The following is a 6,903-nucleotide window of genomic DNA, read 5'->3' as shown; positions in this document are numbered from 1 at the left end:
CACAAGCTGAACGATAGACCCAGAAAGCGGCTGGGATATCGAACCCCAGCCCAGGTGTTTTTAGGAGAATATTCAGGAGCACTAGAAACCGCAGGTGCTGCACTTATTAGTTGAATTCAGGGTATAAGACTAAAAAATGATCTCCAGAAGTGCGGGATTCGTTTATATGCTGATGGCAAAGAGATTTCATTGTGTGCTAGTGAGCTGTTTTATGAATATTTTTATGGTAATTGTTAAATAATCAATATTGGGGACGGAGGTGAACGAGCAAGCCTAATCAGAGGTGTACTAAGGTTTGTGAGAGCTTGTTTGTCTTCTTAAATAGAGACGGTTAATTTAAAATAGTGGAAGATCACTGCATCTGATCTGCCTGCTCAGCAAGTATTTAGATATAAAAATTTATTGATGATGTAAATTTTGCGATAGCAATCTAAACCAACCATTAAGTCAATTTTTTGATTGACTCAAGAGTTCTACATGATTAATAGAGTATTGAAAAGCCAGCTTCTTACAACGTTGGGAGCAAGGGGGTTGGCAGCAGGCGGTACTTTCCTGCTTTCTTACGTGTTGGCCACGTTTGTTAGTATCCAGTCTTTCGGTGCTTTCATGTTATGCCTCTCGATTATGATTGGTATGCAGGTGTTTGCCAGCCTGGGAACTGATCGGGCTACACTCAAATATATGGGGGTGGCTACTTCTAATAATAATCGCCAAGAAGTCGCATGGATTTACAAACATGCCATGACGGTTAACGTATTGGTGGGAGTCCTGCTGGGCGTAGTGCTGTGGATATTAGCCCCTAGTGTGGCAAGGATGCTGCTTTCATCAACCGAGCACGCCGTTGAGAGCCTACGTATTACCGCGCTATTGTCGCCGCTATACAGTGTGATTTATTTATGCAACTTCCTGATGAAAGGGTGGGGCAAGGCTAATGTTTCCTGCCTGTTCGAAATAGGGTGTATCTCTATAGTGCTCAGTGGCGTTGTAATTATATGTGCTTGGCTGGGTATTCCGTTGGGTGCGCGGGCACTAATTTCTGCGCTGGGCGTAATCCTGGTAGTGTACCTGCTGGTGGCGCTGTGGGCAGTCTGGTGGCTGTATCGACGCAGCACGCTGGTCGAAAGTGAAAGTGTCAGCTTTAGCCAAGACTTCTACCGCCATTTGCCTGACTTCCTGTTGGTAGGCATCATCTTCTATTACACTCAATGGGGGGTTGGGTTGGTGCTAGGTGCCTTCCATAGTGAAAGCGACGTAGCATTGTTTAGTCTTGGGCTGCGGCTGGCTATGATCATCGGTTTCATCCTGACGGTATATGACAGCATTCTAGGGCCGCGCTTTTCTCGACTTCAACACGAAGGGAATGGCGAAGGACTCAAGCAGCTTGCTCAGAAAAGCGCCTTCCAAATGACCTGCTTTGCCTTGCTGCCTGCGCTGGTATTCATTATCTGGCCCGAAGCTGTGCTTGCCCTGTTTGGCAGCGATTACAGCGGTGCTGCAGGCGTAGTAAGAATTCTCGTGATCGGACAGTTGGTCAACGTAATGACTGGCTCGGTCATATTGCTGCTTTTAATGGCTGACCAGCAGCGCGCAGCGCGGAATATACTGATCTGGTCGGTGGTAGTAGGGGGCGTTGCCTCGCTGGTACTGATACCACGTTACAGCGCAGAGGGGGCGGCTTACGCGCTGCTGCTGTGCCTATTGATTCAGAACGTCGTGGCGGTCTACGTGGTGAAGAAAAAGTTCGGTTTCCTGATGACCGATTGGCGTTTCGTCATAGCGCCGCGAAACCGAGCTTAACAATGATGGTGAACTAAAATGATTAGACTTGAAAGGGAATTTCACCTGGAAGAAGGGGTTGATTACAGCTTTATTAATCCATTTTCTCTAGGCATTGTGGCGCAAAGTCTGAGCGAACAAGAGTGCCGACAGATTCGCTTTTACGCCGACGGTATTGCTGTAGTGCTCTATGTCCGGCTGTTCAAGGGCAAAAAGATCGAACGTACCAGCTTCGACGATACCTCGATTGCCCCAGTGGTGTTAGGGCATGCACAGGCCTTGCAGAAGCGCGTTGCGCTAGTGGGTGGCACGGAAGAGAACATTCTTCAGGCGGCTGAGCTGTTGGTGCAGAAATATCCTGGCCTGGAGATCAGCTACGTACGCTCAGGCTTTTTTAGCTGCGAGGAGGAGCGCCAACAGAGCTTGGTGAATGCTGCCCGTGCAGACATCGTCATCGTAGGAATGGGCGCAGGCAAACAGGAGCGTCTGCTGCTGGATCTGCGCGCAGCCGGCTGGCAAGGCACTGGTTTCACCTGTGGCGGCTATCTAGATCAGTTCGTGCAGGCCAAGGGGCAAGATTACTACCCTGCCTGGGTAGACCGCCTCAACCTGCGCTGGCTATACCGAATGATCAAAGAGCCCAATCGTTTGCTGAAACGCTACCTGAAAGACTACCCTCGGTTTTTGATCAAATACGGTAACAAAATTGAGTGAATCATGATTCCTAAAAAGATCCATTTTTGCTGGTTTGGCGGCAACCCCATGGGCACGCTCTACAAAGAGTGCATCGCTACATGGAAAGAAAAAATGCCTGACTTTGAGATCATCGAGTGGAACGAAAGTAATATTGATAAAAATATTCCCTTTGTTCGTTACTGCCTGGAAAACAAAAAATGGGCGTTTCTTTCTGACTACATTCGGATGTATGCCTTGAATGAGCAAGGGGGGATCTATCTCGATGTGGATATGGAGGTGGTGAAGTCCTTGGGTCCTTTATTGAATCACCCCTTTTTCATTGGTTATGAAGATGAGGGAAGGATCGGGGCCGGAGCCATTGGCGGTGTACCTGGGCATCACTTCTTCAAAAACGCTATGCAGCTTATCGAGGAACGGCATCAGAAAAAGAAGCCTTACTTAATTGCACCAGAAGTGGCCAATGCATGCATTGCCAAAGAAGACACAGATACTGTCATCTTGCCTTGGCCACTGTTCTACCCTTATAACCCCTATGCAAAAGTGCATGACCGAAAGCAGCTGCTCTATCGGCATGTCACTGATGAAACTTATCTCATCCACCACTGGGGAAAGGGGTGGAAGATGAGCCTTCCCGAAAAGATATTAAGAAAATTGTCTAAAATGATGAGCTAAAAGTACTATGCCTATAAAAATAGATCACAAAGGAAATGTAATGTTTCCCAAGGTTGCCATTTTGCTTTTAAGTATTTGGCTATTTTTGGTTAATGGTAATCTTGATCAAAGGATTTTGTCAGGTGTGTATCTGCATGGCGCGATGATACTCGTGCTTACTGGCTTTTTGGTGTTGTTTCTTTTTGATCGATTTGATATTCCGTTGCCCATGGCTTTTTTTCCGGTCTTTTTTCTCTACATGTATTTTGTTTCTCTTTTTAATGGAGGTGATGTATATGCCATAGCTAAAGTTCTAGTTTTTTTTGTGGTGGTTTTGATAGCGTCATACTGTGCTTCAAGGATGAGTGTTGAGGTTTTTTTAAAGACGCTTGTCATTACTCTATTCACACTATCATTTGTTAATTTTACAGTTATCATCGCAATTCCTGAGATAGGCGTTGATGTTGGCTTTTTTGAAGGTGACTGGAAAGGGGTTTATGACCAGAAAAACTCCCTGGGAAGGCTGGCTTCACTGCTGACGATTGCTTCTTTTTTACTTTTTTTGTTAAGTAAGGACTTTGGAGTTCGCCTTTATTCTTTTTTGTTTACTGTGGCGGCAGTTTTGTTTACGTATCATAGTGGTTCAAGGACCGCTTTAGCAAGCGCTGTCATCGTTGCTGTTCTGATAGTTGGTTTCTGTTTTTTAATGTATGTTTATAGTCGTCCTATTAAGGATAAAAAGCTATTTACTTCAATTTTGATGGCTGAGGCAGCGTTATGTTTGTTCTTTGTTTTAAGTAGTGTTTATGTTGTTGACTTGCACACGAGCTATGATGGTATAAGTGTTATGGGGCACTTTGTGTCCTTGACTGGCAGATTGACGATCTGGGATTTTGCACTTGAAAATTTATCAGGGATTAATGCCTGGCTAGGTTACGGGTTGGACAACTTCTGGACATTCGAGCGTTTTAGTACGATTGGTCCCATGCAAGGTATGGGAGATTTCTACCCGCATGATAGCCATAGCGGATATATAGATATATTGATTCAAGGAGGATGGTTGGCAGCTTTTGCATATTTCTGCTTCGTGCTTTTTATAATTTATCTTTTCTTTTACGGAGGACTTTCTCCGCAGGTAAAGCTCTGCGCTTTTGGTTTTTTTGCTCTTTTCTTTTTTTCTAATCTAACTGAGTCATATGTGACAAAGTCAACCAATATAGTCAATTTTCTATTCGTTTACGCGGTAGGTTTATGTTTGTTTAACTCTGTTCAGATGAGTGGTAGGAGGGTTTTAAAGTTACGTGGTTATGTTGCTGTGAAGAATATGCGATTATTTGGGAGTCAGTAACGATGAGTAAGCAATCTTCTGCTAGTCGAAGAGGTGTAATCTTTTCCGAGCGCTATCCGCCCAAAATCATTTTCCCAGTGTTCGATGTTGCCATCGTCGTCCTCTCGGGGGTACTGGCGTACCTGCTGCGTTTCGAGACTGTTCACTTGCATGAGCGTTACGTACTGGCGCTTGCGTGCATGTCCTTGCTGGTAGTGGTGGCCAACAGCTCGACGGGTAGCTACAAGCGTTGGCGTATCTCATCCACCTTTTATATTATCACTAAGTTGATGTTGGTCTGGCTGGTGATTGGCATCATCGTCACCTCCGCTATTTATTTTGCTCACGCCGCAGAGCGCTACTCGCGGCTATGGGTAGGCCTTACCTTATTATTCTCTTTCGTGCTGACCGCCAGCGCCCGAGCACTGGTGCAGTATGGATTACGGCGTATTCGCATTCGCGGTGGCGCGCGCCGCCCGGTTTTTCTGGTGGGGCCTGCCAAGAATGTGCTGCACGTGGCGAGGGGCATGCGGGCGGCCTCTTGGGAAGGGCACTCCATTGCGGGTATTGAGCGCCTAGGTAATGAAGCGCCGAATCAAGAGGACCTGGAGCGCATCGCCAGCCGCATCAGCGATGCGGGCGCCGCCGAAGTGTGGATCTGTGTACCGCTGGAAATGGGTGAGACCGTGCATGGCCTCTTCTATGCATTGCGCAACCACACCGAAGAGATTCGCTTGATCCCGGAATTCAAAGACATGCGCCTACTCAACCACCGCACCAGCGAAGTGGCGGGTCACTTGGCGATCGACCTCAGTGTATCGCCCATCAACGGCATGGCGAGTATCGTCAAGCGCGCCGAAGACATCCTCGTCGGCAGCATGATCACGCTGATGATCCTGCCAGTGTGCATTGCCATTGCCCTGGCGATCAAGCTGACCTCGCCCGGTCCAGTACTGTTCAAGCAGCATCGCACGGGTTCCAACGGCAAAATGTTCAAAGTCTATAAGTTCCGGTCAATGAAGGTGCATCAGGAGAAGGACGGTGCCGTCACACAGGCCACCAAGAATGACGATCGCCTAACCCCGATAGGCGCCTTCTTGCGCGGCACCTCCCTGGATGAGCTGCCGCAGTTCTACAACGTGCTACAAGGGCGTATGTCGATTGTCGGCCCGCGCCCCCATGCGCTAGCCCACAACGAGTACTATAAGGAGCTGGTGGAGTCTTATATGCGTCGGCACAAGGTGAAGCCCGGTATTACCGGTTGGGCTCAGGTCAACGGCCTACGTGGAGAGACCGAGACGCTTGAAAAGATGCAGCGACGGGTCGAATACGACCTGTGGTACATCGACAACTGGTCGGTATGGCTCGATCTCAAGATAATTTTCATGACCGTGTTTAAAGGCTTTAAACATGCCAATGCCTACTAACCGGAGCCTCTGAATGATCCTAGTGACAGGTGGCACGGGCTATATTGGCTCGCACATCGCCGTTGAGCTGCTGGAAGAAGGTCACACGGTAGTACTGCTGGATGACCTTTCCAATAGTGTGGCCTCCGTAGTGCCGCGCATTGAAAAAATCACCGGGCGCACAGTTGCGTTCTACCAGGGCGATGTGCGCGATGCCGCACTGCTGGCTACTATTTTCGAGCGCCATTGTATCGAGGCAGTGATTCATTGTGCGGGCCTGAAGGCTGTGGGCGAAAGCGTTACCCAACCGCTGGCGTATTACAATATCAATGTATACGGCACTATTGCGCTGTGCCATGCCATGCATAAGGCTGGTGTTAAAAAGCTGATCTTTAGCTCATCAGCCACCGTCTATGGCGTGGAAGCTATCCCGCCCTACGTGGAAACCATGGGGCGCGGCAGCTGTACCAGCCCTTACGGTACCTCCAAGGCAATGGTTGAGCAGGTGCTGGAAGATCTGTGCGTCAGCGACTCGGAGTGGTCTGTGGCTATGTTGCGCTACTTCAATCCCATTGGGGCGCACCCCTCGGGCATGATCGGCGAGTCACCTCAAGGGGTTCCCAACAACCTGATGCCCTATATCAGCCAAGTGGCGGCAGGCGTACTGCCCGCGCTGCAGGTCTACGGCAATGACTACCCCACTGAAGACGGCACTTGCGTGCGCGACTACCTGCACGTGGTTGATCTCGCTGCCGGGCATCGCGCTGCGCTTAAGGCACTAGAAATGCCGGGTGCCCGCCACTACAACCTGGGCACGGGGCAGGGGGTGTCGGTCAAGCAAATGATTGATGCTTTCATCCAGGCCACACAGGTGCCCGTGGCTTTCCGCTATGTCCCTCGGCGCGATGGTGATCTGGCTGCTTTCTGGGCCAGTGCTGAAAAGGCGCAGCAAGAGCTGGGCTGGCAAGCTACCAGAACCCTCGACGATATGATGATCGACACCTGGCGCTGGCAGCAGCAAGCAGCCTCATGAGGTAATGCCCGTCA

6 protein-coding genes and 1 pseudogene are annotated in these 6,903 nt (G+C 49.1%); all 7 read left to right on the top strand.

The features are described 5' to 3' along the window. Positions 1–114, top strand: a pseudogene (locus tag K7H08_RS03600) (IS30 family transposase); the annotation flags it as partial. A gap of 363 nt (positions 115–477) precedes the next feature. After that, on the top strand, positions 478–1,797 hold the full coding sequence (locus tag K7H08_RS03595; RefSeq protein WP_038485999.1) for a polysaccharide biosynthesis C-terminal domain-containing protein: 1,320 nt from the start codon (positions 478–480) through the stop codon (positions 1,795–1,797). An 18-nt stretch (positions 1,798–1,815) separates the two neighbouring features. Next, positions 1,816–2,490 carry a WecB/TagA/CpsF family glycosyltransferase gene (locus K7H08_RS03590; protein ID WP_095604574.1) on the top strand — a complete coding sequence of 225 codons (675 nt, stop codon included), beginning with the start codon at positions 1,816–1,818 and terminating at the stop codon, positions 2,488–2,490. A gap of 3 nt (positions 2,491–2,493) precedes the next feature. Then, a complete protein-coding gene (locus tag K7H08_RS03585) occupies positions 2,494–3,144 on the top strand; it encodes a glycosyltransferase family 32 protein (protein ID WP_120386654.1) in 651 nt (216 codons plus the stop codon). A 40-nt stretch (positions 3,145–3,184) separates the two neighbouring features. Beyond that, positions 3,185–4,471, top strand: coding sequence for an O-antigen ligase family protein (locus K7H08_RS03580; protein ID WP_231657222.1), 1,287 nt, complete (start codon positions 3,185–3,187; stop codon positions 4,469–4,471). Positions 4,472–4,473: 2 nt separating this feature from the next. Continuing rightward, positions 4,474–5,877: an undecaprenyl-phosphate glucose phosphotransferase gene (locus tag K7H08_RS03575; RefSeq protein WP_231657221.1), complete on the top strand. Its 1,404-nt coding sequence runs from the start codon at positions 4,474–4,476 to the stop codon at positions 5,875–5,877. A gap of 13 nt (positions 5,878–5,890) precedes the next feature. Then, the gene (gene galE / locus K7H08_RS03570) at positions 5,891–6,889 is read left to right on the top strand and encodes a UDP-glucose 4-epimerase GalE (protein ID WP_231657220.1); all 999 of its coding nucleotides are present in this window, start codon (positions 5,891–5,893) and stop codon (positions 6,887–6,889) included. Positions 6,890–6,903 lie beyond the last annotated feature (14 nt).

It is taken from the genome of Halomonas sp. IOP_6 (genome assembly GCF_021151565.1).
Classification (GTDB): Bacteria; Pseudomonadota; Gammaproteobacteria; order Pseudomonadales; family Halomonadaceae; genus Vreelandella; species Vreelandella alkaliphila.
Note: the sequence above shows the minus strand (reverse complement) of the source record. Positions and strands in the feature narration are given on the sequence as shown.